Consider the following 25,086-nt stretch of genomic DNA (forward strand, 5'->3'; position numbering starts at 1 on the left):
TCAGCCCAGCGTGAACTGCGGTCTGACGCGATCGGGCGTCCATACTCTGGCCCGCACGGCGGCGAGCGTGCTGGCCAACAGGCCGGCCACCAGCCAGATCGCGAGCACCCCGACGTCCTGCCACAGCCGATCCGAGGAGCCTCCGTACATCAGCTGGCGGAGCCCGTCGACGGCGTACGACATCGGCATCACGTGGTGCACCGGGAACAGCGCCTCGGGGATGGTCTGCCAGGGGAACGTGCCGCCGGCGGTCACCAGCTGCAGCACCATCACCACCAGGGCCACGAACTGGCCGGCCGAGCCGAGCCACGCGCACAGGGCGTGGATCAGGGCGACGAAGCAGGACACGACCAGGAGCAGGAAGGCCCACGTGGCCAGGAAGTCGCCGGGCGCGATGCCGACCGCGAACGAGACCACGGCAAGCATGAGGGTCACCTGGACCATGCCGAGCAGCGCCGGCGGGAGCCAGCCGCCCAGCGCGATCCGCCAGGGGCGCTGGTTCGCCGCCAGCGCACGGTTCGACAGCGGCCGCACCAGCAGGAACAGCACGTAGCCGCCGATCCAGGTGGCCAGGGAGATGAAGAACGGCGCGAGCCCGGCACCGTAGGAGTCCGCCGAAGCCGACGAGGTGTCCTTGACGTCGACCGGGTCGGCGATCGTCTTGGCGATGTGCTGCTGGGTCTCCTTGGTGTTGTCGGGCAGCTGGTCGGCGCCGTCGGCCAGGCTGCTGCGCAGCTTCTCGGCGCCGTCGCGCAGGTCGCCGAGCCCGTCGCGCAGCGTGGCCGCGCCCTTCTTGAGGCGTCCCGCGCCGTCGGTCAGCTCACCGGCGCCGTCCTGGAGGTCGGAGGCGCCCGACTCGAGCCGGCTCGCGCCGTCGCGCAGGCGTCCGGCGCCGTCGCGCGCGTCCTGGACGCCGTTGTTCAGGGCGACCATGCCGTCAGCCAGGCGCCGGTTGCCGTCGGCGACGGCCTCGGCACCGTCGGCCAGCTGGTCGAGGCGTCCGCCGAGCGTGGTCGCGCGGTCGTCGGCGCGGTCGATCCGATTGCCGATGCGGTCGTAGATCGCCAGGATCCGGCGCTGCTGCGCCGGGGAGAGGCCTTGGTCGTTCATCGCCGCGACGAGGTTCCGGCGCTCCTGGCCGTAGGCGGTGTCGATGGCGTGGACGGCGCTGACCGCCTCGTCCCCGATGTCGGCCAGCTTGCGGTCGCCCTGCGCGACCTTGCGGGCGCCCTCGGCGAGCTTGCGGGTCTGGCCGGGCAGGTCGGCGGTGTTGTCGGCCAGCTTGCCGAGTCCCTGGGCGAGCGTGGTGGCACCGTCGGCGAGCTCGCCGGCGCCGTCGTGGAGGCGCCCGGCGCCGTCCTCGAGCTGGCCGGCGCCGTCGACGAGCTGGCCGGCACCGTCGACCAGCCGGGCCGCGCCGTCGTGAGCCTTGCGCGCCCCCTTCCGCAGCTGGGCCGCGCCGTCGGCGCCTTCGATGAGTCCGTGGCGGACGTCGGAGATCCCGAGCAGGAAGGTCTCGGTCGCCTGCTGGGAGACGCGCTCGGAGATCGCCTCGCGGACCTTGCCGACCACGGTGTTGGCGATGGTGGTGGACAGGTAGGAGTTCGCGTCGTTGGTGACCATCCGCAGCCGCGCCTGCTCGGGATCGGCGCCGCCGTTGGAGCTGAGGGCCTTGGAGAAGTCGCGCGGGATCACCAGGGCGAAGTCGTAGGTGCCGTCCTCGACGCCGCGCTCGGCCTCGGCGCGGTCCACCTCGTGCCAGCCGAAGTCGCCAGAGTCGAGCAGCTCGTCGGCGACCTCGCGCCCGGCGTCGAGCGGCTTCCCGTCGTCCTGCTCGGCCCCGGCGTCCTCGACGACGATCGCGGCCGGCACCCGGTCGAGGGCGCCGTAGGGGTCGTGGTTGGCGTACAGGTACAGGCCGGCGTAGATCGTCGGCACCGCGACCAGCGCGAGCACCACGATCCGGGCGAAGGGCGACGCGGTGATCCGGCGCAGCTCGGTCCAGCCGAGATGGAACGCTCTCATGACCGGCTCCTCGTCTGGTCGGCTCGATGTGCTGGATGCGGCCCGCCGGGGTCCGCGGCGTGTTCGGGCTCGCTCGCCTCGGCGTCGGGGCCGACCTCGCGCCGGGCCCCGCCGATGATGCAGGTCGCCTCGGCCTCGGTGGCGACGGCGCCGCTCACGGTGACCAGGACGCCGCGCCGGTGCTCGTCGTCCGAGGTCCCGGTGAGCGCGGTCGCCACGGGCATCCACTGCGACGTCGCCAGGCCGTGCCGCTCGGGGCGGACCAGGACCAGGTGGCGTACGCCGGGCCGGCTGATCGCCATCTCCCCCAGGGTTCGGATCGCCACCAGCGGCTCGACCAGCCCCCATGCCAGGTGCCGCTGGTCGGCCAGGCCGCGCTCCTCGAACCAGTCCCGCACCGCCCGGAAGCCGTAGTCGCGACCGGCCATGGCCAGCTCCTCCGACACGATGGTGGCGAAGGGGACGTGCGGGTCGGGCGCCGAGACGTTCGGGACGTCGACCAACGCGACCGCGGCCCGCAGGAGGCCGGGATCGGCGTCACCACCTAGGCGCACCGAGCCGGACTCGAGGCGCAGCCGGCCGGCGAGGGCCAGCGCCAGCGCCTCCTGGGCGGCGTCGGAGTCGCCGATGGCGATCCCGACCTCGCCCGGCTCGAGGGTGAGGCTGGTCGGCGGCAGCAGCGGTCGATGGTCCTGCAGGACCTCGAGATCGGTGGCGACGAGCACGTCGGTGACCCCGGTATCACTCATGGTACGTGAGCGTACCACTGCCTGGTACGCTGGCGTACCATGGCCGACGTGAGCACCGCCACCCGCACTGCGACCCGCGAACGACTCCTCGCGGGTCTCGCGGAGTGCCTCGCGACCCGGTCGCTGCAAGCCACGACCGTCTCCGACGTCGTCCGCGCGGCCGGCACGTCCAAGCGGAGCTTCTACGCGCACTTCGCCGACCGCGACGACTGCTTCCTCGCCCTGTACGACGAGGCGACCGAGCAGATCTCGATCGCGGTGAGCCGATCCGTCGAGAGCGGCTCGGACGATCAGGTCGACACGGCCGACACCCGGATCGAACGCGGCGTCGCCACGTTCTTGGAGCTGCTCTCGGAGAATGCACCCCTCACCCGAGCGCACCTGATCGACATCTACTCCTTCGGGGAACGCGGGTTGCTCGCCCGGCGCACCATGATCACCGAGCTCTCCCATGCCCTGACCGGGCTGCTGGCGGAGTCGCGAGCCGGTGGCGCCACCGACTGGGCGCCGGACTCGTGGGAGCTGGCCGCCCTCATGGGCGCCATCCACGAGGTACTGCTGGCCGCCGTCGAGGCGGGCGAGACCGACCTGACCGGCTACCACGCCCAGATCACCGACCTGGTCCATCGATTCGCCCGGTCCGCCGGCTGACCGGGGCGAAAACCACCCGGCTGAGCCATCCCCACCTCTCCGCGATCGATCGATCCTGGCCTGATGAGCTTCCTGGACGATCCACCGGTCACGCCGGCCGTGCAGTCCATGTACGACGCCGACACCACCGACGACGGCTACGTGATGAACCTGACCCGCGTGTGGGCGCAACGACCCGCCGCCGACGACGCCTTCCGCACCCTGGCCGGACTCCTCGGCGAGCCACTGACCCTGCGCGAGCGCGCCGTGCTGGTCAGCGCGACCGCGGCAACCCTCGGCGACGCCTACTGCGCGCTCGCCTGGGGCACGCGCCTGGCGGCGGCGACCTCGCCCGAGATCGCCGCCGGCGTCCTACTCGGCGACGACGAGGGACTGAGCGCATCCGAGGCCGCCCTCGCCTCCTGGGCTCGCGCGGTCACCCGCGACCCGAGTGCCACGACCGCGGCCGAGGTCGGCTGCCTGCGCGAAGCCGGCTACGACGACGCAGCCATCTTCTCGATCACCGGCTACGTCGCGCTGCGGATCGCCTTCTCCACCGTCAACGGCGCGCTCGGTGCGGCCCCCGACGCCGAGCTGGCCGAGGCGGCGCCCGCGCAGGTGCGCGCGGCGGTCACGTGGGGACGGCCCGCGGCGACGTCCTGACTCGACTCAGAGGATCGCGCCGGGCGCGTACGCGGCGGCGTCCGGATGGCGCTCAGCGAGCGCGGCCACCCGCCGCACGACGTCCTGGGTCTGCGCGACCGCGGCGCCGGTGAAGGTGATCGGCTCGGCGACCAGCGAGGCGAGCTGGTCCTCGGTCAGGCCGAGCCGGTCGTCGGCGGCGAGCTTGGCGAACACGTCGTTGACCGCCTGCCCCTGGCGCATCGCCAGGGCCGTCCCGACCGCCGCCTCCTTGATCGCCTCGTGTGCGGTCTCGCGTCCGACGCCGTTGCGGACCGCGGCCATCAGCACCTTGGTCGTGGCGAGGAAGGGCAGGTAGCGGTCGAGCTCGCGCTGGATCACCGCCGGGAAGGCGCCGAACTCGTCGAGCACGGTGAGGAAGGTCTGGAAGAGACCGTCGGCGGCGAAGAAGGCATCGGGCAGCGCGACCCGGCGCACCACCGAGCACGACACGTCGCCCTCGTTCCACTGGTCCCCGGCGAGCTCCCCGACCATCGAGAGGTAGCCGCGGGTCACCACCGCCAGGCCGTTGACGCGCTCGCAGGACCGGGTGTTCATCTTGTGCGGCATCGCCGAGGAGCCGACCTGCCCCTCCTTGAAGCCCTCGGTGACCAGCTCGTTGCCGGCCATCAGCCGGATCGTGGTCGCCAGGTTCGAGGGGGCCGCCACCAGCTGCACGACCGCGGACAGGACGTCGAAGTCCAGGCTGCGCGGGTAGACCTGCCCCACGCTGGTGAGCACCCGCTCGAAGCCGAGGTGGGCGGCCACCCGGGTCTCGAGGTCGGCGAGCCGGCCGGCGTCGCCGTCGAGGAGGTCGAGCATGTCCTGGGCGGTGCCCATCGGGCCCTTGATGCCTCGCAACGGGTACCGGGCGAGCAGCTCCTCGATGCGCTCGACGCCGATCAGCAGCTCGTCGGCGGCGGTGGCGAACCGCTTGCCGAGCGTGGTGGCCTGCGCGGCGACGTTGTGGGACCGGCCGGCCATCACCGTGGTCTCGTGCTCGGCGGCCAGCCTGGCGAGCCGGGCCAGCGTCGCCACGGCGCGGTCGCGCAGCAGCTCGAGGGACTGCCGCACCTGGAGCTGCTCGACGTTCTCGGTGAGGTCGCGCGAGGTCATGCCCTTGTGGATGTGCTCGTGGCCGGCCAGCGCCGAGAACTCCTCGATCCGTGCCTTCACGTCGTGTCGCGTCACCCGCTCCCGCGCCGCGATCGAGGCCAGGTCGACCCGATCGACGACGTCCTCGTAGGCCTCGACGACGCCGTCGGGCACCTCGACCCCAAGGTCGCGCTGCGCCTTGAGCACCGCGATCCACAGCTGCCGCTCCAGCACGATCTTGTGCTCCGGCGACCAGATCCGCGCGAGATCGGCGCCGGCGTACCGGGTGGCCAGGACGTTGGGGACGCTCACGTGACTCACCTCCAGATTGTCTCGCGGGCGGGATAGTCCCGGCCGTTCGGGTCGTGAAATCGGGTGAAAAGCAACCCGAACGGCCGGGACTATCGCAAAAGTCCGCAGTAAGTGCGGATCGGTGTCAGACGCCGGCGGCGATGTCGGAGCGGTACTGGGCGTCGGGGAAGGAGATCGCGGCGACGCCCTCGTAGGCGGCGGAGCGGGCGGCGTCCACCGAGGGACCGGTGGCCACGACGGCGAGCACCCGGCCGCCCGCGGTCAGCAGGACGTCGCCGGCGCGGGCGGTGCCGGCCTGGATCACGTGGACGCCGTCGAGGGACTCGGCGTCCGGCACGCCCTCGATGACGTCGTCCTTCGACGACGTCGCGGGATAGCCCTTCGAGGCCATCACGACGCTCACCGCGGCTCCCGGCTTCCACCGCGGCGGCTCGACGTCGGCGAGGGTGCCGGTGGCCGCGCCGAGCAGCAGCGGCATCAGCGGCGAGTCGAGCAGGGCCAGCAGCGGCTGGGTCTCGGGGTCGCCGAACCGGGCGTTGAACTCGACCACCCGCACTCCCCGCGGGGTGAGCGCGAGCCCGGCGTACAGCAGCCCGGAGAAGGGCGCTCCTCGGCGCGCCATCTCCTCGACCGTGGGTTGGAGGACGTCGCGCAGCACCTCCTCGACCAGCCCGTCCGGGGCCCACGGCAGCGGCGTGTAGGCACCCATCCCGCCGGTGTTGGGTCCGGCGTCGCCGTCCCCGATCCGCTTGAAGTCCTGCGCCGGCAGGAGCGGGTAGACGGTGTGGCCGTCGGTGATCGCGAACAGCGAGACCTCCGGACCCTCGAGGAACTCCTCGATCACCACCCGGTCGCAGGCCGCGGCGTGGTCGAGCGCCTCCTGCCGGTCGTCGGTGACCACGACGCCCTTGCCGGCGGCCAGGCCGTCGTCCTTCACCACGTAGGTGGGTCCGAACTCGTCGAGCGCCGCGGCGGCCTCCTCGAGGGTCGTGCAGACGCGCGCGGCCGCGGTGGGGACGCCGGCCGCGGCCATCACGTCCTTCGCGAACGCCTTCGAGCCCTCCAGCCGGGCCGCCGAGCCACTCGGGCCGAAGACCGCGATGCCGCGAGCGGTCACCGCGTCGGCCACGCCGGCGACCAGCGGCGCCTCGGGCCCGACGACCACCAGGTCGACGCCGAGGGCGAGGGCCAGCGCGGCGACCGCCTCCCCGTCGAGAGGATCGACGTCATGGAGCGTCGCGACCTCGGCGATCCCCGGGTTCCCCGGCGCCGCATGCACCTGGGACACCCCCGGATCCCGGGCGAGCGCTCGGGCCAGCGCGTGCTCGCGGCCTCCGGTGCCGATCACGAGTGTCTTCACAGGCGCGAATCCTAAGGCGTGATGTCGGAGCGATTCGTCCCGCGGCTCCATCGGACGAGAGGATGACGGTTCGACATCGGCACCCGGGGGAAGGACCGCAGGCATGCCCGAGCAGCCCCGACCCGGTGACCGGTTCGGTCGATACCGCATCGACCGCACCATCGGCGTCGGCGGAATGGGCGTGGTCCTCGAAGCCCACGACGAGACCCTCGGTCGCCGGGTCGCGCTCAAGGTCGTGGCCGCCCGGCTCGGCGGCACCGACGAGTTCCGGCGCCGCTTCGAGCGCGAGGCCTCGCTCCTGGCCCGCCTGGACTCCCCGCACGTCATCGCGATCTACGACTACGGGAGCAACGACGACGGGAGCCACCAGGACGTCCCGTACATCGCGACGCAGTACGTCGCCGGCGGCGACCTGGAGAGCTACCTGGCCACCCACGGCCCGCTCGCCCCGGCCGCCGCGCTTCGACTGTGCGCCCAGATCGCCGAGGCCCTCGACGACGCCCACCGGGTCGGAGTGGTCCACCGCGACGTCAAGCCCACCAACGTCCTCCTCCGCGACGACGAGGTCGACCCGGCCGAGCTGCACGCCTACCTGTGCGACTTCGGGATCGCTCGCACCGAGAACGACGGCCTCACCCAGCCGGGCGCGATCTCCGGCACCTGGACCTATCTCGCGCCCGAGGTGGCCCGTGGCGCCCCTGCCGCGCCGGCGTCGGACATCTACGCCCTGGGCTGTCTGCTGTGGACCACGCTGACCGGCAAGCCGCCCTACCTCGGCACGCCCGTCGAGGCCGCCCGCGGACACCAACAGGCCGCCGTGCGGCAGATCCCTGCCTCCACCCCGTTCATCACTGCGCTCAACGCGCTCCTGGCCACCGCCATGGCCAAGGACCCCTCCCACCGCTTCCCCACTGCCGACGCCTTCCGCGCCGCCCTTCTCGCCACCGCCGCCGACCCCGGCGCCCAGGCCTCACTCCCGCCGGTGCCCGCCGGGCGGCCGGGGGTTCTGCCGATGCTCGCGCCCGCCCCCACCGCCGCGCGCACCCCACAGCTCTCCACCGCGGCCCACGCCCCGGCCCAGACCTCTGCGCCGGCATCGACCCAACCCGCGTCGTCCGGACGGCGGCGCCGGCGCGGACGACTGATCGCCCTGATCGCCGCCATCGTCGCGATCGCGACCGGAGTGGGGGTGGCGCTGGTCGCGAACGCGCGCCAGGACGACGCCGCTCCGGGCGGCGAGGGCGCCGCCGCGGACCCCCCGAAGCAGATCACCGGCGACATCGACGGCGACGGATTCGGTGACCTGCGCCTGCTGTTCCAGCCCGATGCGACCGCCGTACAGACGGCGAGCTGGAGCTCCGACGGCACCTCCCTCTCCGGCGGAGAGGTCCAGGACATTCCCGCGGTGGCGCCCGACTACTTCGCCAGACAGCTCCTGGGCGACCTCGACGGCGATGGCCGCGTCGAGCCGGTGACCCTCACCGACAACGCCGACAACACCGCGATCCGGGTCTCGGCGGACCTCAGCGGCGGCGAGACCCTCGAGACCGAGCTGCCCGGCGAGCCGCAGCCACGGGCCTACGCACTGGCCGACATCGACCGGGACGGACGCGCCGACCTGCTCAGCATCGACTATGCCGACGAGACCCGGGAGACGGTGGAGGTCGCCACGTGGGCCTTCGACGGCAGCACCTTCGCCGCGCCTGTCGTCCGCGCCCCGATCGGCGGGATCGCCAACCTCTCCACGGCTCTGGGCGATGTCGACGGCGACGGCGACCCCGACCTGATCACGCTCGTGATGGACGCGACGGACCCCGATCTCGGATCGACCGGCACCTTGTCGGTGCGCCTCGGTGACGGCGAGAGCGGTTTCGCCGAGCCCGTCGAACACCGGGTCTTCCGGGGATCTCGAGATGTGATCGTCCGGGCGGCCGATGTCGACGCCGACCGGAGCGACGAGATCCTGATCGGGGAGTTCGAAGGTGACTTCATGACGCTCACCGCCCTCGAGATGACCGACGGCGCGATCGCCGAGTCGTCGTTCGTGGGACAGTTCCGGTTCAACCGGCTCAGCGGCAACGCCTACGACATCGGGGTGGTCGACGTCGACGGCGACGGCCGCGACGACATCGTGAGCGCCGATCTCGCCCCACGACGCGACGGCGTCCGGATCCTCGTGGGCCTCTCGACCGGGTCGGGCCTGGTGACCCGGCGCTGGTTGCGCTGGGACTACGTGGTCGCCGTCGAAGAGGGGCGGCACGCGCTCTACATCGTCGGAGCCTCTCAATGGTGATCCGGTGGTGACCCGGTGGTGAGCCGTTCGGGTCAGCTCGGCCCCGGTGCCGAGTTCGGGCCCTATCGCATCGACTCACTCCTCGGCCTGGGCGGGATGGGGGTCGTCTACGTCGCCACCGACCAGCGCCTGGGCCGTCGCGTGGCCCTCAAGACCATGCTCGGCCACCTCGCCAAGTCACCGGGCTTCCTCGAGCGCTTCCACCGCGAGGCCGCCACCCTCGCTCGCCTCCAATCGCCCCACGTCATCCAGATCTTCGACCACGGCCTCCACGACGGCGTCCCCTACATCGCCACCCAGTACGCCGCCGGCGGCGACCTCGGCCGTCTCCTCCGGCACCGCGGCCCCCTCCCACCCGCTCTGGCCGCCGAGATCTGCGCCCAGGTCGCCGACGCGATGACCGACGCCCACCGCGCCGGAGTCATCCACCGCGACGTCAAACCCGCCAATGTGCTCCTGCGAGACGACCGCCACGACCGTCCGCACGCCTACCTGTGCGACTTCGGCATCGCCATCACCGACGCCGCGCCCAGCGGGTACACCGAACCCGGCGCCGTCACCGGCACCTGGAGCTACCTGGCCCCCGAACGCATCGCTGGAGCACCGGCCACCGTCGCCAGCGACCTCTACGCCCTCGGCTGCCTGCTCTGGGAGACCCTCACCGGCAGACCGCCCTACGACGGCACCGACGTCGAGATCGCGCTGGCCCACCAGGACGCACCCGTCCCCCGCCTGCCCGGCACCGACGCCTTCTCCCACCACGCCAACCGCATCCTGGCCGGCACCCTCGCCAAGAACCCCGACCAGCGCTACCAGACCGCCTCGGTCCTGCGCGACGATCTCCGCTCGCTCGCCGGGCTCCCCTCAAACGGGCTTGCGCCTGCGGCGTCCGCCCCTCCCGCCACCGGAGCGGCGACGACGGTCGCCCGGCCGCACACCACCGACCCGTCGCAACGCCCTCACCGACACCGGTGGAAGGTCGCCGTCCTCGCCGGCGTCGCAGCCGTGGTGGCCGCGACCGCACTGACCGTGGTGCTCACCCAGGGCGGCGACGGTGACGGCGACGAAGCCGACCCTCCCCCGGCCGCCGAGCCGGCGCCGACCCAGACCAGCAGCGCCCCGGTCGCGGCCGGTCGCCCGACTCGCGGGGACCTCGACGGCGACGGCACCGGCGATCTCGCCTACCTCGGCGACGCCACCACGACCGTCTTCTACTCCACCGGCTCCGCCTTCAAGGCGCCCGAGAAGGTCCGCCGTTTCAGCGGTTCCACGCTCACCGGAGACGTCGACAACGACGGCGTCACCGACGTGATCCGGCTCGAGGGCGAGCCTCCCCGACTCGCGGTGTCGCTGGCCGAGCCGGGAGCGCCGGTCTCGCCGCTGACCGTGCCGGAGTCGATGAACCGCTGGATCGGCGACACCCAGGTCGGGCTGGCCGACGCCGACGGCGACGGCAACCGCGACCTGATCCTCGCCACGGCCCTGGCCGGGCAGGCCGACGACGAGTACCTCAAGCATCAGGTCGACGTCGCCCTCGGTGACGGGACCGGGGTCTTCGGCGCCGTCCAGACCTGGTACTCAGGCAGTCTGTCGACCAGCGCCTCGTTCTATCTCGACGTCGACGACGACGGCCGGGCCGACCTGGTCAACTACAACCCCATTCGCGGGACCGCGCAGGTGCTCAGGTCCGAAGGCAGCTCCTTCGGACCCACCTCACCACCGTTCTCCGTCGTCGATCAGCTCGAGGGGGCGTCGCTCGAGATGGCGGTCGCGGATGTCGACGGCGACGGCACCGAGGAGCTGGTGTCCACCGGATTCGGCACGCCGACGATCGACGTCTGGTCGTGGAACGGCACGTCCTTCGACCAGACCGCCTGGCTGGAGCAGGAGAGCGACTTCGGGCCGCTCACCGAAGGCATCGCGACCGCCGACTTCGACGGCAACGGCTTCGACGACCTCGCGATCGTCAGCACGACGACGCAGGGCGGCGAGGACCTCGTCACGATCGCCACGGTCTACCTCAACGACGGAACCGCCTTCTCCCGGGCGCCCGGGTGGAGTGCCCCGTTCGACGGCGTCTCGCTGCGCGGCATCATGAGCCAGGAACTGAACTGATCCGCGCTGACCCGTCAGCTATAGCGGACGGGTCACCTTCCAATGGGCGGGTGCGGGACGGGCAGGCTCGGCTCAGAGCAGTTCGTGCCGCACGATCGTGGCATCGCGCGACGGGCCGACCCCGACCACCGAGATCCGGGCGCCGGAGAGCTCCTCGGCCCGCTCGACGTAGGCGCGTGCGTTGGCCGGCAGCTCCTCGAAGGTGCGGCACTCGGAGATGTCCTCCCACCAGCCCGGCAGGTACTCGTAGATCGGGACGGCGTGGTGGAAGTCGGACTGGTTCACCGGCATCTCGTCGTGGCGGACGCCGTTGACCTCGTAGGCCACGCAGATCGGCACCTGGTCGAAGCCGGTGAGCACGTCGAGCTTGGTGAGCACGAAGTCGGTGACGCCGTTGACCCGCGCGGCGTAGCGGGCGATGACCGAGTCGTACCAGCCGCACCGGCGGGCGCGCCCGGTGGTGACGCCGAACTCGGCGCCGATCTTGCTCAGGTGGGCGCCGGCGTCGTCGAACAGCTCGGTGGGGAAGGGACCCTCGCCCACGCGGGTGGTGTAGGCCTTGATGATCCCGATGACCTGGTCGAGCCGGTTGGGCGGGATGCCCGAACCCGTGCACGCCCCGGCCGAGGTGGCAGACGACGACGTGACGAACGGGTAGGTGCCGTGGTCGACGTCGAGGAGGGTGGCCTGGCCGCCCTCGAGCAGCACGATCTCGTCGCGGACCAGCGCCTGGTTGAGCAAGAGGCCGGTGTCGCAGACCATCGGCCGCAGCCGGTCGACGTGGGCGAGCAGCTCACCGACGATCTCGTCGACCTCGGGCGCACGGCGGTTGTAGACCTTGGTGAGGATCTGACCCTTCAGGTCGAGGGCACCCTCGACCTTCTTGCGCAGGATGCTCTCGTCGAAGAGGTCCTGGATGCGGATCCCGATGCGGTTCATCTTGTCGGCGTACGTGGGGCCGATCCCGCGACCGGTCGTGCCGAGCCGGCGGGAGCCGAGGAAGCGCTCGGTCACCTTGTCCAGGGCGCGGTTGTAGCTGGGGATCACGTGCGCGCTGGCGCTGATCCTCAGCTTGCTGACGTCGACGCCCCGGGCGGTGAGGCCGTCGAGCTCCTCGAAGAGCACGTCGAGGTCGACGACGACGCCGTTGCCGATGACCGGCGTGCAGTTGGGAGACAGGATGCCGCTGGGCAGCAGGTGCAGCGCGTACTTCTCATCGCCGATGACGACGGTGTGCCCGGCGTTGTTGCCGCCGTTGAACTTCACGACGTAGTCGACCCGACTGCCGAGCAGGTCGGTGGCCTTGCCCTTGCCCTCGTCGCCCCACTGGGCCCCGATGATCGCGATCGCCGGCATCTGTACTCCGCTCCTGGTGGTGCCACCCGCGTGACGCACGGGCCCCGTGACGAAAAGGCAAGGCCCCGCGCACGATGCGCTGGGGCCTCTTGCGGCCTCACGGTACCAAGGAGGGCGGCATAGGCGGGACTCGACGAATCCGCACGGGCACAATGACCCCATGAACGATCCCCTGCTGGTCATCACCAACAGCGACGCCGGCACCGCCGACGAGGAGAGCCTCGAGCTCGCGCTGGAGATCCTTCGTCCGCATCGATCGATCGAGGTGGAGGCGACCTCCGAACCGGGCGAGCTCGACGGCGTCCTCCATCGGGCCGGATCACGCACGATCGTGGTGGCCGGCGGCGACGGCAGCCTGCACGCCGTCGTCTCGGCCCTGCACCGGCGCCACGAGCTCGGGAAGAACACCCTCGGGCTGCTGCCGCTGGGCACCGGCAACGACTTCGCCCGCGGCCTCGGCATCCCGCTCGACATCGAGGACGCCGCGCGGGTGATCCTCGATGGCCGCCCACGCGAGCTCGACCTGATCGTCGACGAGCTCGGCCAGGTCGTGGTCAACAACGTGCACGTCGGCGCCGGCGCCGCGGCCAGCCGCCGGGGCGCTCGCTGGAAGGAACGGCTGGGCTCCCTGGGGGTGGGTCGGCTCAACCTCGGCAAGCTGGGCTATCCGATCGGCGCCGCGATCACCGCGGTGAACCCTCCGGTCCTGCGGCTGCGGATCGAGGTCGACGGCGACGTCGTGTGCGACGTCGACACGCCGGTGCTCCAGGTCGCGGTCGGCAACGGCTCGTCGGTGGGCGGGGGTACCGAGCTCACGCCGGACGCCGAGGCCGACGACGGGCGTCTGGACGTGATGATCTCGCGGGCGGTCGGACCGATCGCCCGGCTGGCTTACGCGGTGCACCTCGGGCGCGGCTCCCACCGCGAGCAGGACGAGGTCGACTACCTGCGGGGCTCCCAGGTGACCGTCACCGGCGAGGAGTTCTGGATCAGCGCCGACGGCGAGATCAGCGGTCCCGAGCAACGACGCTCCTGGCGGCTGCTGCCCGCGGCGTACTCGATGCTCCTGCCCAGGCCGTCGCGGGGCGAGCAGACCCGTTAGCGTGACCCCGTGGCACGCGGATCCAAGCAGAGTCAGGGCGAACCGACCGACTGGGTGACCCGGGCGGCCGACGAGGCGATCCGGCACGCGGGCGAGGGCGCCGAGCTGATCACCTGCGCCTCGGGAGCGAGCCCGTCGGGTCCGATCCACCTGGGCAACCTGCGCGAGTTCCTCACCCCGCACCTGGTGGCCGAGGAGATCCGGCGCCGCGGGATCCCCGTACGGCACCTGCACAGCTGGGACGACTTCGACCGGTTCCGCAAGGTTCCGGCGGGTGTCGACCCGTCGTGGGCCGAGCACATCGGACGCCCCCTGTCGGCGGTGCCCGACCCGTGGGAGTGCCACGAGTCCTGGGCCGAGCACTTCAAGGCGCCGCTGCAGGCCGCGCTGGCCGAGCTCGGCGTCGAGATGGTCGAGATCTCCCAGACCGAGCAGTACCGCGCCGGCGCCTACACCGAGCAGGTGCTGCACGCGATCCGGCATCGCGACGTCATCGAGGAGGTGCTGGCCAAGCACCGCACGAAGAAGGCGGAGCCGGTCGCCGAGAGCGAGCAGGAGGCCGCGGCGCTGGCCGACTCGGTGGCCGACGACGACGAGGGCTCGGGGTCGGCCGATTCGCTGGCCCGCTTCCCCTACAAGCCCTACTGCCGCCAGTGCGGCCGCGACACCGTCGAGGTCACCGCCTACGACGACGACACCACCGACCTGTCCTACACCTGCTCCTCGTGCGGCTTCACCGGCGTCACGAACGTCGCGACCGAGCACGAGGGCAAGCTGGTGTGGAAGGTCGACTGGCCGATGCGGTGGGCCTACGAGGGCGTCGACTTCGAGCCGGGCGGCCTCGACCACTCCACGCCCGGCTCCTCCTACACCGTCGGCAAGGAGCTGGTGAAGCGCGTCTTCGACTTCCGCGCACCCTCGTACGTCGCCTACGCCTTCGTCGGCTTCGCCGGCGTGCAGAAGATGTCGTCGTCGGCGGGCGGCGTCCCGACGGCGACCGATGCCCTGCGGATCCTCGAGGCGCCGATCCTGCGCTGGCTATACGCGCGCCGCCAGCCGCGCCAGGCCTTCGACGTCGACTTCGGCGCCGAGGTCGTGCGTCTCTACGACGAGTGGGACGCCCTGGGCCGCAAGGCCGCCGACCCCGCCAAGCGCGACGCCCAGGTGCTCGCCTACGAGCGAGCCTCGTCGACCGCCGCCGCCGGACGGCTGCCCACCTCGCCGGTGGTGGTGCCCTTCCGGCTGCTCTCGTCGGTGGCCGACGTGACGGCCGGCTCCCCCGACCTGATCTCCGCGGCCGTGGCCGCTTCCGGCTACCCCCACGACGGCGTCGCCGACCTCGAGCCGCGGCTGGACAAGGCGCAGGCCTGGACGGCCGACCTGCCGGCGTCCGAGCGCACGACCGTGCGGGACTCGCCCGACGTCGAGCGGCTGGCCGCCTTGTCGGAGGACGAGGAGCTGTGGCTGGCCCAGCTGCTGGACCGGCTGCCCGACACCTTCGACCAGGCCGAGATCACCTCGTTGATCTACGGCGTCCCGAAGCTGGCGCGAGGGCTCGGCCTCGACGACGCCCCCACCGACCAGGTGAAGGCCGACCAGAAGGACTTCTTCCGGTTGCTCTACCAGCTCCTCGTCGACGCCGATCGCGGCCCGCGCCTCCCCACGCTGTTCCTCGCTCTCGGCGCCGACCGGGTGCGCGGTCTCCTCACCTCGCCCTGACCGGCTGGGGTCTCTAGGGTTTGGGAGCTCGGCTCGGAAGGCTTGTTACTGACCATTCTTACCTCTGACCTGCTCTTGCAAGAGCAGGTCAGAGGTCGCAACGGTCAGTAACAAGCGCGCTGCCGACTCGCCCACAGGCGGTCGTCCACAGGCTCAAGCGCGACAGGTTTCGAGACGGCGTCAACACGGCACGGTGCCGCGCATGTACTCACGACTTCGGCAGATCTTGGCCGCGAACAACGGTGTGGTCGCGCGCAGCGAGCTCCTCGACGCCGGCCTGTCGCCGTCCCGGATCACCGAGCTCCTCACCGCCGGCAGCATCGTCGCCGAACGGCGAGGCGTCTACGTCGACGGCGACCTCTGGGCGAGTCTTGATCCGTACGTCGGGCGGCCGCGCCTGCGGATCAGGGCGGCAGTGAAGACGCTGAACCGCGGCTGGGTCCTCAGCCACGACTCGGCGGCGCTGGAGACGTCGATGCCGCTGCTCGACCCCACCACCAGCAGAGTCCACATCACCCGGCCCGGCTACGGAAGCGCCTGGACGCGTGCCGGCGTCAGTCATCACTACGCCTGGTTCGACCAGCGGCACCTCGTCATCGGCGAGGACGGCCTGCGCCGCCTCGACATCGCGCGCACCGCCGTGGACCTCGCGCGCGAGCACGGCGAGCTCGCGGGCCTGATCGCCTGTGACTGGGCCCTGCGCAACGGTGTGCCGAGGACCGCGCTCATGGAGGCCTACCTTCCGATGGCCTACTGGCCGGGGGTCCGCACCGTCCGCGCCACGGTCGAGCGTGCCGACGGGAGAGCGGAGAGCCCGGCGGAGACTCTCGGGCGCGACCTCGTCGAGGAGCTCGGGATCGGGCCGGTCGACGTCCAGTTCCCGGTCCTGCTCGATGACGGTCGGGTCGTCTGGTGCGACCTGCGGGTCGGCAACCATGTGTTCGAGGTGCATGGTCGGATGAAGTACGTCCCGGCAGCCGCCGGCGGTCTTGCGGAACGCCCGGTGAGCGAAGTCGTGTGGGAGGAGAAGAAGCGATCGCGCATGGTCCGGGCGCAGGGTCTAGGCGTCTCCGAGATCCTGTATGGCGACTTCTGGGGCGCCGAGCGGTCTGCGGCACTGAAGCGGCTGCGCGCCGAGTACGAAGTGACCCATACCCGGTTCGGAGCAGAACTCGCACCGAGGCTCGCCGCCCAGGCCGCTCGACTACGGGACCGTCTCGGATGGCGCGACCGAGCGAGCTGATCGGTGGGCGGCAGCAGGGAGTTCGCGCAGGTCTGGCGCCGCTTGTTACTGACCGTTGTTACTACTGACCTGCGCTTACAAGAGCAGGTCAGAGGTCACGACGGTCAGTAACAAGTCACAACGGTCAGTAACAAGCAGACCTCACCCGAGCAGCTCGTCGTAGGCCGTAGGGCTGGACTCACGGAGGAACTGAGAGCACCGCTCCCACTCGTCGTCCTCGCCGATGGCGCGGGCGGCCTTCGCGAGCAGGGAGAGGCAGACCAGGAAGCCGCGGTTGGGCTCGTGCTCCCACGGCACCGGCCCGTGGCCCTTCCAGCCGTTGCGGCGCAGAAGGTCGAGGGAGCGGTGGTAGCCGACGCGGGCGTAGGCGTAGACGGTGACCGCGTCGACGTCGTCGGCCACGGCCTGGGAGGCCAGCGCGGCCCAGGCGACCGGCGAGGCCGGGAAGTCGCGGACGACGTCGATCGGCGCGGTGCCGGAGGCGAGTGCGTCGGCCGCAGGGTCGGGCGGCAGGTGCGTGGGGGGCGGGCCGGCCATCAGGTCACCGAAGGATGTCATGCCCCCATCATCGCCGACGACGCCCGCATGCGACCGGCCCGCCCCACACGCGGTGGGACGGGCCGGTCGGTGAGATATCGATCAGGCGGGCTGGATCAGCCCCGCTTCGGGAAGATCGACTTCGGGTCCTTGCAGACCTTCCCGTTCGGCGGGACGGTCCGGTTCACCAGATAGGACTGCATCGTGTCGCGGATGCAGGGGGCGCCCCCGAGCGCGCCGTGACCCCACGCGTCGTAGAGCACGAAGGCGGAGTCCTTGAACAGGGAGTTCACCTTCCGGGCACCGCGCACGGGCGTAGCCGGGTCGTGGGTGTTGCCCACCACCAGCAGCGGGTAGGACGTCTTGGTGCCGGCCCACGGGCCGCGGAAGGCGTCGGAGGAGTCGCCGATGCCGCGCTTGGCGCAGGCCGAGGAGCTCCACGTCCACGAACGTCCGAACCAGGGCTGGGTCCGGTCGGCCAGGCGCGAGGTCTTGATCCAGGCCTTCGGCGAGCGCGGGTTGCGGCCGTCGCTGCACAGCACCGACTCGAACTGGACGTAGGCACTCCACCGCTGGGCCGCGGCGCGGTCGGCGGTGAACCCCGGAGCGGTGTAGGGCCCGGCCTTCTCCCGCTCGGCACGGATCTTCATCAGCTGGCGGTAGTCGGGGAGGGCTGAGGCGTCCACCGCGCGCCGCGGGTGGCTGGAGCGAGCACGGGCCTTGAGCATGGAGTCCAGGTCGTTGACGAAGTTCGCCAGCGGACGGATGTAGTCAGGGCCGTAGAGGCTGCTGAGGGCGATCGACACGACATCCTGATAGGAGAGTGACGCCTCGCCATCGGTGAGGCGTCCCTGTCGCGCCGCTCGCAGGACCTGCCGCCACTTGGTCAGCGACGACGGAGCGAGCGCACAGCGGGTCTTGCCGACGCGATCGCACTCGGTCCACGCCGCGGTCAGCGCCTCGTAGGCGCCCTTGCCGCTGCCGAGGCGGTAGGTGAGCGGGCGCTTGGTGGGCAGCGGTCCACCGGTCGACCAGGCCACCGGGTCGAGGACGCCGTCGACGACCAGCGCGCGGATCCGGTTCGGGAACATCGCGGCGTAGGTCGAGCCGAGGTAGCTGCCGTAGGAGATGCCGTAGTAGGTGAGCTTCGGCTCGCGGATCGCCCGGCGGATCAGTTCCATGTCGCGGGCGACGTCGGCGGTGCTGGCGTGGTCGACCAGCGGGGTCCGCTTGTTGTGGCAGGCCTTGCGCACGCTGTTGTCGTAGCGGATCTGGGCTCGCGACTGACGCTTGTTGATCGGGAAGCCGAAGAACTCGTCGGGGTAGTCCAGACGTCCGGCGCACAGCGTCGAGCCGCTCCCACCGACCCCACGCGGGTCGATTCCGATGACGTCGAACCGGTTGTTCACCTGCTTGCCGAGCACCGGCCCCACGCCGAGTGCGAAGGAGGCCGAGGACTGGCCGGGGCCGCCCGGGTTCACGAACAGGCTGCCGATCCGACGTCCGGGCTTGGCTGCCGCCATCTTCGTCACCAGCAGCTTCGTGGTGGCGCCGCGCGGGTCGTCGTAGTCCAGCGGCACGCGCACCTCGGCGCACGACGCCCTGCGGGCGAGGCGCGGCGGCACGCCGTCGCACTTCTTCCAATCGATCTTGGGCAGCGGAGCGCGGGCGACCTTGGCGCCCTCACTCGTCCCGCGCGCCTGGCCGACCACGCCCGCGGCCGGCCCGGCCTGCGGCTCGGGCGGATCACCCGCCGCCGGCGGCACCACCGCCAAGGCGCTGGCCGCGAGGGCAAGGACGGACAGGGCGATCGTTCGACGCATGGGCGCGCTCCCGAGGCTCGAGGACTGTGGACCCATCCTCGGTCCTCAACCGCTGCCGTCAACCCCCGACGCGCCCCTGTCTCGCGATGCAAGCCGAGTCGTCGTCTCGAGACGACGACCCGGCGTGAGGAATCAGAGGGACTTGCCGGCCGAGCGCAGGTTCTCGCACGCCTCGACGACGCGGGCGGCCATGCCGGCCTCGGCAGCCTTGCCCCAGGCCCGCGGGTCGTAGTCCTTCTTGTTGCCGACCTCGCCGTCGATCTTGAGGACGCCGTCGTACTTGGTGAACATGTGGCCGGCGACCGGCCGGGTGAAGGCGTACTGGGTGTCGGTGTCGACGTTCATCTTCACCACGCCGAAGTCGACGGCGGCGGCGATCTCCTCGGGCGAGGACCCCGAACCGCCGTGGAAGACCAGGTGGAAGGGCTTGCTGTCCTTCTCCAGCCCGAACTCCTCGACGACGGCGGCCTGGGCCTCGCGCAGCACCTCGGGACGCAGCTTGACGTTGCCGGGCTTGTAGACGCCGTGCACGTTGCCGAAGGTGAGCGCGGTCATGTAGTAGCCGCGGTCGCCGTAGCCGAGAGCGCGGGCGGTGGCGATGGCGTCCTCGGGGGTGGAGTAGAGCTTCTCGTTGATGGCGTTCTCGACGCCGTCCTCCTCGCCGCCGACGACGCCGACCTCGATCTCGAGGATGATGTTGGCCGCGCGGCACTTCTCGAGGAGCTCCTCGGCGATCGCGAGGTTCTCGTCGAGCGGCACCGCCGAGCCGTCCCACATGTGCGACTGGAACAGCGGGTCCTGGCCGGCCTTGACCCGCTCGATCGAGAGGTCGAGCAGCGGCCGGACGAACCCGTCGAGCTTGTCCTTGGGGCAGTGGTCGGTGTGCAGGGCGATGTTGACCGGGTAGTTCTTGGCGACCTCGCGCGCGTAGGCGGCGAAGGCGGCCGACCCCGCGACCATGTCCTTCACGGTGGGCCCGGAGAGGTACTCCGCACCGCCGGTGGACACCTGGATGATGCCGTCGCTGTCTGCCTCGGCGAAGCCGGCCAGCGCGGCGTTGAGGGTCTGGGACGACGAGACGTTGATGGCCGGGAAGGCGTACGAGCCCGCCTTGGCGGCGTCCAGCATCTCGGCGTACTTCTCGGGGGTGGCGATCGGCATTCGGGGCTCCTCCGGGGCTCTCTGGTTCTCGTTTGAGACCCTAGTGCCTACCGCTGCGTAGGCGAGATCCGCGCGTGCCTGCCCGAGACCATCCGAGGACCACCATGACCCTGCCGACCACGACCAACGCCCGGGGTCCTCGCCCCGCCGCTCTCGCCGTCACCGTCATGCTGGCGGCACTCGCGCTCGGCGCGTGCGGAAGCGACGACGGTGACGACGGCGCCGGCGGTGGTGGTGACTCCTCGTCGAGCACCTCCCCGGACGCCGACGCGTCGTCCCAGGGCGGCGAGGAGTCCGGCGACTTCGTCACCGGCACGCCCGAGGAGTGGATCGCCGCCGTGTGCCCCGCGGACCAGCCGTACACGGTCAACGAGGACTCCCCCGAGGTCCGCTTCGGCGAGGGCGCGCACGACGGGTTCTACTGCGCGGGCCAGTTCACCCAGGGCGAGAACTTCAGCTACGTCGAAGGGGCGCGCTTCGCCACCGACCCGACCCTCACCGAGCGCTGGTCGACCGAGCAGGACGCCACCGACGAGTACCTCAAGAGCTTCGCCGTCGGCCAGGTCGCCGACGACGACTGGGTGGTCATCTGGGAGGACGCCTCCACCAAGAAGATCCTCGAGCCCCACCTGGGCCCGCTCGCGGAGTTCGGGTTCACGATCGTCCTCAACGACGAGCTGCAAGGCTGACGCTGAGAATCGATCGTGCGCCCATGACAACCGGGCACCCCTGGCATCCGTATCCCTGGCATGACTGACGACAACGCCTCCCAGTTCCCCCAGCTCGACCGGATCGACACCGCCATCGGCGACGGCCCGGCCCTGACGCCGGTCGACCAGCACCTGCGCTCCGGGCAGCGCGCCCTGCGCCGGCGTCGGATCGCCAGTGCCGCGGTCGGTGGCCTCGCGGTCGCCGCGGTAGCCGTGACCGGCGTGGCCATCACCTCGGGCATGGGCGACGGCAAGGACAGCCCACAGACCGTCGCACCGGCCACCCAACCTTCGGCTGACGGCAGCGAGTCCGACAGCCCCGCCCCGACGCCTCCCGCTCCCGAGCAGCCGGCCAACGGCGACGACGTCGGGCTCTCCTCCGACGGAACGCTGCTGGTCCGCGACGGCGTGGAGGTGATCGAGCAGATCAACAACCCGCTCGGCGCCCAGCCTCCGGAGTACTCGATGGGCGTGTCCTACAGGACGCACGGCAAGGAGCTCTGGACGCTGCTCGAGACCGGCCCCGATGGTTCCTCGGCGAGCACCGACCCCGCGCGCAAGGCCTTCGCGACCCTCGACCTGTGGGTCGACGATCAGGTCGCCGTGCAGATCGGCGAGGGTGGCCTGAAGCTGGTGCGCTTCGCCAAGGACGGCTCCCTGGTGCCACTGGACGGCGTCGAGATCCTCGAGCAGCGCAGCGGCGTGATGATCCCCGACTACACCGATCCCGACGGCTCGACGGTCGCGGCGCTGGTGACCTTCGAGGGCAACCGCTGGTGGATCATGGCCTGGCCGGAGAACCCGCCGAGGATCTTCCCGGTCTCCGGAAGCGTGGGAGGGAAGACGATGGACGACTTCATCGCCTACGTCACCGCGCAGGTCGGTGGGGGTGAGGGGCTGCGGTGAGTGGGCACCACAGCACGCTCAGTGACCGCGACCGCGAGTTCACCGAGTTCGTCGCGGCCCGCCAGCAGCACCTGCGCCGGATCGCCTACGCGGTGTGCGGTGACTGGAACCGTGCTGAGGACGTGCTCCAGACCGCGCTCACCAAGCTCTACGTCGCCTGGCCCAGGCTGCGCCGGGACGGGCGGGAGGAGGCCTACGTCCGCAGGATCATGGTGCGCGCCGACATCGACGAGCACCGCCGGGCGTGGCGCCGACGGGAGACCCACGGCCTCGACGGCCGCGACGCGGTCGAGCGGCAGGGTCTGCCGCTCGAGGAGCGCAGCGAGCTGTTCGATGCGCTCCAAGGCCTGCCGGTCATGCAACGCAAGTGCGTGCTGCTCCGGCACTGGCTGGGGCTCTCGGTCGAGGAGACCGCCCAGGACCTGGGAATCTCCACCGGGACGGTGAAGAGTCATACCTCCCGCGGCGTGACGGCCCTCAAGGCCGACCTCACCCGTACCTGACCGATCGGCCCGCACGTGGGTGACTCCACGTGCGGGCAGGCCCGGGCGGTAGTCGGACGTCGACGCCGGCTATCCCCGCCACGCGGCAGCCTCGCCGTCGCCGGCGAGGTCGGCGTGCTGGCGGATCCAGGTGTGCATCGCGATCGCGGCGGCGGCGGAGGCGTTGATCGAGCGGGTCGAGCCGAACTGGGCGATCGAGAACGTGCCGGCACAGGCCTCGCGCGCGGCCTCGGATAGCCCTGGTCCCTCCTGGCCGAACAGCAGGCACACCCTCCGCGGCAGCACCTCAGACTCCAGATGGGCCGAGCCCGGCAGGTTGTCGATCCCCCACACCGGCACCGCGCCGCCGGGCCGGTCGGTGAGATAGTCCGCCAAGTCCAGAGCAGTCGGGTGATGGCGCACGTGCTGGTAGCGGTCGGTCACCATCGCCCCGCGCCGGTTCCAGCGGCGGTTTCCGACGATGTGCACCTCGGCGGCGAGGAAGGCGTTGGCGGAGCGGACGATGGTGCCGATGTTGAAGTCGTGCTGCCAGTTCTCGATCGCGACATGGAAGTCGTGCCGGCGCAGGTCGAGGTCGGCTCGGATCGCCTCCACCGACCAGTAGCGGTAGCGGTCGACCACGTTGCGGCGGTCGCCGCCCGCGAGCAGGTCGGCGTCGTAGACCTCGCTCCCCGGACCGGTGGGGGGTGGACCTTGCCACGGCCCGACACCCACCTCGGCCGGTCCGTGCGGCATCGGGTCGTAAGGGGCCCGCGGTTCGCTCATCCGGATCAGGGTAGGACCAGGGTCGACGGCGGTCGTGGGCCGCTCACCCGGAAGGTAATCTTTGCGCGTGGACCTGTTCCCGATGCTCTTCGGCCTCGACTTCATGGATCCGCAGTGGCTCCTGGCCGAGTTCGGCGCGGTCTTCTTCTGGGTCTGCCTGCTCATCATCTTCGTCGAGTGCGGTCTGTTCTTCCCGTTCCTTCCCGGCGACGCGCTGCTGTTCGCGCTCGGCATCTTCATCGCCACCGGTGAGATCGATGTGTTTCCTGGGTCGCGGCTGGTCGAGATGGGCCTCGCGCTGCTCTGCCTGACGGCGGCGGCGTGGGCGGGCAACGTGGTCGGCTACGAGATAGGCCGCGGGCTCGGGACCCGCATCGGTCGCCGCGACGGACGGATCATCAAGCGCAAACACCTGGACAAGACCCAGGCGTTCTTCGACGAGCACGGCAAGAAGGCCCTGGTCATCGGACGCTTCCTCGCCTTCGTGCGCACCTACGTCACCGTGGTCGCCGGGATCACGCAGATGGAAAGGCGCACGTTCTATGCGTGGAGCCTGATCGGCGGCGTGCTGTGGACCTCCTCCATCACCCTCGTCGGCTACTTCCTCGGCGACAACGTCCCGTGGCTCCAGCACAACATCGACCTGGCGATCATGGCCATCTTGGCCTTCACCGCTGTGCCGATCCTGTGGGAGTGGCACCACAACCGTCGCAAGCGGCTGCGGGCGGAAGCCAAGGAGCAGCGCGACTCCGAGGCCCCGGAGTCCAAGGTCACTCCTGACGCTGTGTCCTGATCGACCGCACCCGCACCATCACCCATCCGATCACCGCAACGGCCACCACACCGATCACGACCCATTGGAAGGTGCCGACGACGCCTTCGACGCGGTGCCAGTTCTCGCCCAACTGGTAGCCGGCGACGACGAACACGGTGTTCCAGATCGCGCTCCCGGCGAAGGTGAGGCCGAGGAACTGCAGCATGGGCATGCGTTCGATGCCGGCCGGCACCGAGATCAGGCTGCGGAAGATCGGGATCATGCGGCCGAAGAACACCGCCTTGCGCCCGTGGCGCCCGAACCACGCCTCGGTCTTCTCCAGATCCTCGGTCTTGACCAGCGGCAGCCGCTCCCAGATCCAGTACATCCGCTGGCGGCCGAAGAGTTGGCCGAGGTAGTAGAGCGCGAGCGCTCCCACGGTCGAGCCGAGGATCGTCCACGCCAACGCCTCCGCGAGAGTGAAGTCCCCGCGGCTGGCGGTGAAGCCCGCCAGCGGGAGGATGATCTCACTCGGCAGCGGCGGGAAGAGGTTCTCCAACGCGACCATCAGGCCGGCGCCCGGCGCGCCGAGCTTCTCCATCATGTCGACGGCCCAGCCGGCGACGCCGCCGAGGTCCTGCGAGCCCTCGGTCACCGCGGTCAGGACCCTCATGTGGCTCCTCCGCCGGTGGCCGCGCGGCCGTCACGGACGGCGTCCAGATCGGCCTTGGTGAGCACCGAGCGCACCTCGAGCCCGACGTCGGCCAGTGGGTTCTCCCCTGCGGGCGAGCGGTCGATCGCGCAGACCACGACGTCGACGATCGCCCCGCCCTCGCGCAGCGCGCGGGCGGCGTCGCGGACCGCCCCGCCGGTGGTGATGACGTCCTCGATGAGCGTGACCCGCCGGCCGTCGTACGGCGGACCCTCGGCCAGCTTGCAGGTGCCGTAGGTCTTGGCCTCCTTGCGCACGAACAGGGCCGGCGTCCCCGAGATCGCGCTGATGACCGTCGCGATCGGGATCCCGCCCATCTCCAGGCCGCCGAGCAGCTCGGTGTCCTGCGGGACCAGCTGGATCATCTCGCGGGCCACCCGCCCCAGGAGCAGCGGGTCGGCCTCGAAGAGGTACTTGTCGAAGTACTCGTTCGACACCTGCCCAGAACGCAGCGTGAACTCGCCGGTGAGGCGACAGCAGGCGTCGATGTCGGCGGCGAGGGAGTCGTCGGTGGTGGTCACGACTGGCAGATTAG

Annotated in this window: 22 protein-coding genes; 11 read left to right on the top strand and 11 right to left on the bottom strand. The window is 71.2% G+C overall.

Going from position 1 to position 25,086, the window contains the following annotated elements:
• Positions 1–2,025, bottom strand: coding sequence for a YhgE/Pip family protein (locus WMR31_RS20625; protein WP_340540782.1), 2,025 nt, complete (start codon positions 2,023–2,025; stop codon positions 1–3).
• Positions 2,022–2,774, bottom strand: a complete 753-nt coding sequence (locus WMR31_RS20630; protein ID WP_340540783.1) for a hypothetical protein — start codon at positions 2,772–2,774, stop codon at positions 2,022–2,024. Before WMR31_RS20630 ends, WMR31_RS20625 begins: the two co-directional genes overlap by 4 nt.
• Positions 2,775–2,822: 48 nt before the next feature.
• Between WMR31_RS20630 and WMR31_RS20635 the strand changes: the two genes are divergently transcribed.
• Together WMR31_RS20635 and WMR31_RS20640 are read left to right on the top strand one after the other, a co-directional pair.
• Positions 2,823–3,425, top strand: coding sequence for a TetR/AcrR family transcriptional regulator (locus WMR31_RS20635; protein ID WP_340540784.1), 603 nt, complete (start codon positions 2,823–2,825; stop codon positions 3,423–3,425).
• A gap of 63 nt (positions 3,426–3,488) precedes the next feature.
• Positions 3,489–4,067 (top strand): carboxymuconolactone decarboxylase family protein, encoded by a 579-nt coding sequence (locus WMR31_RS20640; RefSeq protein ID WP_340540785.1) that lies wholly within the window; start codon positions 3,489–3,491, stop codon positions 4,065–4,067.
• A gap of 6 nt (positions 4,068–4,073) precedes the next feature.
• Here WMR31_RS20640 and purB read toward each other — a convergent pair whose 3' ends face one another.
• Entirely contained in the window at positions 4,074–5,492 is a 1,419-nt protein-coding gene (purB, locus tag WMR31_RS20645; RefSeq protein ID WP_340540786.1) for an adenylosuccinate lyase, read from the bottom strand.
• Positions 5,493–5,616: 124 nt separating this feature from the next.
• Positions 5,617–6,852 carry a phosphoribosylamine--glycine ligase gene (purD, locus tag WMR31_RS20650; RefSeq protein WP_340540787.1) on the bottom strand — a complete coding sequence of 412 codons (1,236 nt, stop codon included), beginning with the start codon at positions 6,850–6,852 and terminating at the stop codon, positions 5,617–5,619.
• 103 nt (positions 6,853–6,955) lie between these two features.
• Here purD and WMR31_RS20655 point away from each other — a divergent pair, with 103 nt between their 5' ends.
• Together WMR31_RS20655 and WMR31_RS20660 are read left to right on the top strand one after the other, a co-directional pair.
• Positions 6,956–9,145 carry a serine/threonine-protein kinase gene (locus WMR31_RS20655; protein ID WP_340540788.1) on the top strand — a complete coding sequence of 730 codons (2,190 nt, stop codon included), beginning with the start codon at positions 6,956–6,958 and terminating at the stop codon, positions 9,143–9,145.
• Positions 9,146–9,163: 18 nt separating this feature from the next.
• Positions 9,164–11,260: a serine/threonine-protein kinase gene (locus tag WMR31_RS20660; protein WP_340540789.1), complete on the top strand. Its 2,097-nt coding sequence runs from the start codon at positions 9,164–9,166 to the stop codon at positions 11,258–11,260.
• 72 nt (positions 11,261–11,332) lie between these two features.
• On the opposite strand, the gene WMR31_RS20665 is transcribed toward WMR31_RS20660, so the two are convergent.
• Positions 11,333–12,616 (bottom strand): adenylosuccinate synthase, encoded by a 1,284-nt coding sequence (locus WMR31_RS20665; RefSeq protein ID WP_340540790.1) that lies wholly within the window; start codon positions 12,614–12,616, stop codon positions 11,333–11,335.
• Positions 12,617–12,776: 160 nt separating this feature from the next.
• Between WMR31_RS20665 and WMR31_RS20670 the strand changes: the two genes are divergently transcribed.
• The 3 genes from WMR31_RS20670 (at position 12,777) to WMR31_RS20680 (ending at position 16,680) form a co-directional block, all read left to right on the top strand.
• Positions 12,777–13,718: a diacylglycerol/lipid kinase family protein gene (locus tag WMR31_RS20670; protein ID WP_340540791.1), complete on the top strand. Its 942-nt coding sequence runs from the start codon at positions 12,777–12,779 to the stop codon at positions 13,716–13,718.
• 9 nt (positions 13,719–13,727) lie between these two features.
• A complete protein-coding gene (gene lysS / locus WMR31_RS20675) occupies positions 13,728–15,437 on the top strand; it encodes a lysine--tRNA ligase (RefSeq protein ID WP_340540792.1) in 1,710 nt (569 codons plus the stop codon).
• Positions 15,438–15,639: 202 nt separating this feature from the next.
• Positions 15,640–16,680: a type IV toxin-antitoxin system AbiEi family antitoxin domain-containing protein gene (locus tag WMR31_RS20680; protein ID WP_340540793.1), complete on the top strand. Its 1,041-nt coding sequence runs from the start codon at positions 15,640–15,642 to the stop codon at positions 16,678–16,680.
• 141 nt (positions 16,681–16,821) lie between these two features.
• On the opposite strand, the gene WMR31_RS20685 is transcribed toward WMR31_RS20680, so the two are convergent.
• The 3 genes from WMR31_RS20685 to fbaA form a co-directional block, all read right to left on the bottom strand.
• Complete coding sequence (locus WMR31_RS20685; protein WP_340540794.1) at positions 16,822–17,238, bottom strand: DUF3151 domain-containing protein; 417 nt, start codon at positions 17,236–17,238, stop codon at positions 16,822–16,824.
• A 95-nt stretch (positions 17,239–17,333) separates the two neighbouring features.
• Entirely contained in the window at positions 17,334–19,040 is a 1,707-nt protein-coding gene (locus tag WMR31_RS20690) for an alpha/beta fold hydrolase (RefSeq protein ID WP_340540795.1), read from the bottom strand.
• Between the two features lie 132 nt (positions 19,041–19,172).
• Positions 19,173–20,201 carry a class II fructose-bisphosphate aldolase gene (gene fbaA, locus WMR31_RS20695; RefSeq protein ID WP_340540796.1) on the bottom strand — a complete coding sequence of 343 codons (1,029 nt, stop codon included), beginning with the start codon at positions 20,199–20,201 and terminating at the stop codon, positions 19,173–19,175.
• A 104-nt stretch (positions 20,202–20,305) separates the two neighbouring features.
• Here fbaA and WMR31_RS20700 point away from each other — a divergent pair, with 104 nt between their 5' ends.
• Genes WMR31_RS20700 through WMR31_RS20710 form a run of 3 tightly spaced genes read left to right on the top strand, consistent with a single transcriptional unit; the run spans position 20,306 to position 22,320 of the window.
• Positions 20,306–20,890 (top strand): hypothetical protein, encoded by a 585-nt coding sequence (locus WMR31_RS20700; protein ID WP_340540797.1) that lies wholly within the window; start codon positions 20,306–20,308, stop codon positions 20,888–20,890.
• A 60-nt stretch (positions 20,891–20,950) separates the two neighbouring features.
• Positions 20,951–21,817 carry a hypothetical protein gene (locus WMR31_RS20705; RefSeq protein ID WP_340540798.1) on the top strand — a complete coding sequence of 289 codons (867 nt, stop codon included), beginning with the start codon at positions 20,951–20,953 and terminating at the stop codon, positions 21,815–21,817.
• A complete protein-coding gene (locus WMR31_RS20710) occupies positions 21,814–22,320 on the top strand; it encodes a SigE family RNA polymerase sigma factor (RefSeq protein WP_340540799.1) in 507 nt (168 codons plus the stop codon). The genes WMR31_RS20705 and WMR31_RS20710 overlap by 4 nt, the downstream gene beginning before the upstream one ends.
• A 69-nt stretch (positions 22,321–22,389) precedes the next feature.
• Here the strand turns inward: WMR31_RS20710 and WMR31_RS20715 are convergent, their stop codons facing one another.
• Entirely contained in the window at positions 22,390–23,085 is a 696-nt protein-coding gene (locus WMR31_RS20715) for a TrmH family RNA methyltransferase (protein ID WP_340540800.1), read from the bottom strand.
• 67 nt (positions 23,086–23,152) lie between these two features.
• On the opposite strand from WMR31_RS20715, the gene WMR31_RS20720 reads away from it, so the two are divergent.
• Complete coding sequence (locus WMR31_RS20720; RefSeq protein WP_340540801.1) at positions 23,153–23,878, top strand: DedA family protein; 726 nt, start codon at positions 23,153–23,155, stop codon at positions 23,876–23,878.
• On the opposite strand, the gene WMR31_RS20725 is transcribed toward WMR31_RS20720, so the two are convergent.
• The gene (locus tag WMR31_RS20725; protein ID WP_340540802.1) at positions 23,856–24,512 is read right to left on the bottom strand and encodes a DedA family protein; all 657 of its coding nucleotides are present in this window, start codon (positions 24,510–24,512) and stop codon (positions 23,856–23,858) included. The two genes, WMR31_RS20720 and WMR31_RS20725, sit on opposite strands and share 23 nt — an antisense overlap.
• The gene (gene pyrE, locus WMR31_RS20730) at positions 24,509–25,072 is read right to left on the bottom strand and encodes an orotate phosphoribosyltransferase (RefSeq protein WP_340540803.1); all 564 of its coding nucleotides are present in this window, start codon (positions 25,070–25,072) and stop codon (positions 24,509–24,511) included. The genes WMR31_RS20725 and pyrE overlap by 4 nt, the downstream gene beginning before the upstream one ends.
• Positions 25,073–25,086: the final 14 nt, after the last annotated feature.

Origin of the sequence: Nocardioides epinepheli (genome assembly GCF_037936805.1) — a bacterium.
Taxonomy (GTDB): Bacteria; Actinomycetota; Actinomycetes; order Propionibacteriales; family Nocardioidaceae; genus Nocardioides.